Origin of the sequence: Streptomyces sp. NPDC127106, assembly GCF_042677605.1 — a bacterium.
GTDB lineage: Bacteria > Actinomycetota > Actinomycetes > Streptomycetales > Streptomycetaceae > Streptomyces.
Window position 1 is genome coordinate 57,732 of sequence record NZ_JBHXTC010000047.1, and the last position, 3,469, is coordinate 61,200.

General features: G+C 68.3%; 2 protein-coding genes. Both read right to left on the reverse strand.

What is annotated here, in order from left to right; all coding sequences use genetic code 11:
• Positions 1 to 118: 118 nt before the first annotated feature.
• On the reverse strand, positions 119 to 2,614 hold the full coding sequence (locus ACFVGY_RS29210; RefSeq protein ID WP_385682622.1) for a sugar phosphate nucleotidyltransferase: 2,496 nt from the start codon (positions 2,612 to 2,614) through the stop codon (positions 119 to 121).
• Between the two features lie 100 nt (positions 2,615 to 2,714).
• The gene (locus ACFVGY_RS29215; protein WP_385682625.1) at positions 2,715 to 3,305 is read right to left on the reverse strand and encodes a CDP-alcohol phosphatidyltransferase family protein; all 591 of its coding nucleotides are present in this window, start codon (positions 3,303 to 3,305) and stop codon (positions 2,715 to 2,717) included.
• Positions 3,306 to 3,469: the final 164 nt, after the last annotated feature.

Below are 3,469 nucleotides of genomic sequence, written 5' to 3' on the forward strand. Positions count from 1 at the left end.
GGGTCGCCTAGAGACCGCTCACCCCCCCCGGGCGCCCCCCCCCCCCCCCCCGCCCCACGGGCGGCGCCCCGGCGCCCACGCCCCCCCCCCGCCCCCCCACGGTCCTACCGGCCCGGGGTCAGTGCCCGGCGCCGTCCAGCACGCCGGCCCACTCCTCCAGCAGGGCCTGCGCGGACGCGTCGTCGGGGCCCTCGGCCCACAGGTGGGTGACCGCCTCCGCCGGGTCCGGCAGGACCAGCGCCCACCGTCCGTCGGCCTCGACCACCCGCACCCCGTCGGTGGTGTCCACCTGCCGGTCTCCGGCGGCTTCCACGACCCGCCGCATGACGAGCCCCTTGACCGCCCACGGGGTGGGCACGTCCCGCTTGAGCACGTGCGCACGTGGTATCCGCGCATCGATCTGGCTCAGCGTGAGCTGGGTCCGCGCCACCAGCCCGATGAGCTGCACGAAGGCCGCCGAGCCGTCGAAGACGCTGCTGAACTCCGGGACGATGTACCCGCCCCGCCCGTCCCCGCCGAAGATCGTGTTCTCGGCCCGGCCCACCCGGGTGAGGTCGTCGGGCGAGGTCGTCGTCCACTCGACCTGCGTCCCGTGGTAGGCCGCCACCTGCTCGGCGATACGGGTCGTGGTGACGGGCAGCGCGACCTTGCCGCTGCGCTTCTCCGCGGCCACGAGGTCCAGGAGCACCAGCAGTGCCCGGTCGTCCTCGATGATCCGGCCGCGTTCGTCGACCAGCGAGATCCGCTCGCCGACGGGATCGAACCGCACCCCGAACGCGGCCCGGGCCGAGGCCACGATCTCGCCGAGCCGGACCAGCCCGGCCCGCCGGGACTCCGCGGTCTCCGTCGGCCGGGACTCGTCGAGCCCGGGGTTGATCGTCAGCGCGTCCACCTCCAGCCGGCCCAGGAGGCTGGGCAGGACCAGTCCGGCGCTGCCGTTGGAGGCGTCCACCACCACCTTCAACCCGGAGTCGGCGATGCCGGTGGTGTCGACGCGCCGCAGCAGCGAACCGGTGTAGGAGTCGAAGACGCTGGACGGGAACTGGAGGTCGCCGATCTCGCCGGGGAACGCCCGCCGGTATTCCTGACGTGCGAAGACGCGGTCCAGCTTGCGTTGCTGCGCCTGCGAGAGGTCGGCTCCCCGTTCGTCGAGGAACATGATGTCCACGGAGTCCGGGACACCGGGCGAGGTCCGCAGCATGATCCCGCCGGCGCTGCCCCGTGCGGTCTGCTGTCTTGCGACGGGAAGCGGCACGTTCTCCAGGTCCCGTACGTCGATCGCGCTGGCCTGGAGCGCCGAGATGACCGCCCGTTTGAGCGCGCGGGCGCCGCGGGAGTGGTCACGGGCGGTGGTGACGATCGCGCCCTTCTTGAGGGTGGTCGCGTACGCGCCCGCCAGCCGCACCACCAGCTCGGGAGTGATCTCCACGTTCAGGATCCCGGTGACGCCGCGGGCTCCGAACAGGTGTGCCTGGCCGCGGGACTCCCAGATGACCGAGGTGTTGACGAAGGCGCCTGCCTCGATCGTCTTGAAGGGGTAGACGCGCACGTTCCCCTGAACGATCGACTCCTCGCCGACGAGGCACTCGTCACCGATGACGGCGCCGTCCTCGATCCGGGCGGCCCGCATGATGTCGGTGTTCTTGCCGATGACGCAACCGCGGAGGTTGCTGTGGGGGCCGATGTACACGTTGTCGTGGACGACGGCCTTGTGCAGGAAGGCTCCGCTCTTGACGACGACGTTGGATCCGACGACCGTGTGCTCGCGGATCTCGACGCCGGCCTCGACCTTGGCGTAGTCCCCGATGTACAGCGGCCCGCGCAGGACGGCGTCGGGGCTCACCTCGGCGCCTTCGGCGATCCACACGCCGGGCGAGATCTCGAAGCCGTCCATCTCGATCTGGACCTTGCCCTCGAGTACGTCGGCCTGGGCCTTGACGTAGCTCTCGTGCGTGCCGACGTCCTCCCAGTAACCCTCGGCGACGTAGCCGTAGATCGGCCGGCCTTCCTTCATCAGCTGCGGGAAGACGTCACCGGACCAGTCCACTGGAACATCCGGCTCCACGTAATTGAAGACCTCGGGCTCCATGACGTAGATGCCGGTGTTCACGGTGTCGGAGAAGACCTGGCCCCAGGTCGGCTTCTCGAGGAAGCGCTCGACCTTTCCTTCCTCGTCGACGATGGTGATGCCGAATTCCAGTGGATTGGGCACCCGGGTGAGGCACACCGTGACGAGTGCGCCTTTCTGCTTGTGGAAGTGGATGAGGTCGGTGAGGTCGAAGTCGGTCAGCGCATCGCCGGAGATGACGAGGAATGCGTCGTCCTTCAGGGCCTCCTCGGCGTTCTTCACGCTGCCGGCAGTGCCGAGTGGCTTCTCCTCATTGGCATAGGTGAGCTCCATTCCGAGCTCTTCGCCGTCACCGAAATAGTTCTTGACGAGTGATGCCAGGAACTGGACGGTAACCACGGTTTCGCTGAGCCCATGCCGCTTGAGCAGCCTGAGCACGTGCTCCATGATCGGCCGGTTGGCGACCGGCAGGAGCGGCTTGGGCATGCTCGAGGTCATGGGGCGAAGACGTGTGCCTTCGCCACCGGCCATCACGACGGCCTTCATGTCGGAAGAGTCCTCCTTGGGAGACGACGTTCCAGCCGACCTCACCCGGCCCGGGCGGTGACTCCGTGACTCTTCCGTGTCGGACCGGCACCGAGCGGGCTCAATCGGCCGCGGCATCCGCCTTCACGAGACGGCGGACCTGCACCACGTAAAGGATTCCTGCCCACCAGTAGAGCGTTGTACCCCATCCGGCGAACGCCCATCCGAAAACTGCCCCCATCCAGGCCAACCACCCCGTACCGTCACTGAGCAACAGCAGCGGGAAGGCGTACATCAGGTTGAAGGTGGCGGCCTTGCCGAGGAAGTTGACCTGCGGCGGCGGATAGCCGTGGCGACGCAGGATCCCGACCATCACGAGCAGCATCAGATCGCGTGCCAGCAGGGCCCCGGTGAGCCAGAGCGGCAGAATGTCTCGATAGGTCAGACCGAAGAGGGTGGAGAGGATGTACAGCCGGTCGGCGGCGGGATCCAGCAGCCGTCCGAGGCTGCTGATCTGGTTCCAGCGCCGAGCCAGCTTGCCGTCCAGGTAGTCGCTGACCCCGCTGAGCATGAGGACGGCGAGCGCCCAACCGTCGTACTCCTCCAGAATCAGCCAGAGGAACAGGGGCACGCCGGCGAGGCGGGCCATGCTCAGGATGTTCGGAATGGTGAAAATTCGGTCCGTCTGAACCCGAGTCTCCTGGACCTCCACCCGGGGGCCTCCACTGTTGAACGTACGAACGATGCCACTCGACCCTAGCAGGAAGGCGCGTCCCTCCTGAACGCAGAAAAGCCCCGCACCACACCCTGAACGGGCTGGTGCGGGGCTTCCCGCAATGATTGTTCGGCGGCGTCCTACTCTCCCACAGGGTCCCC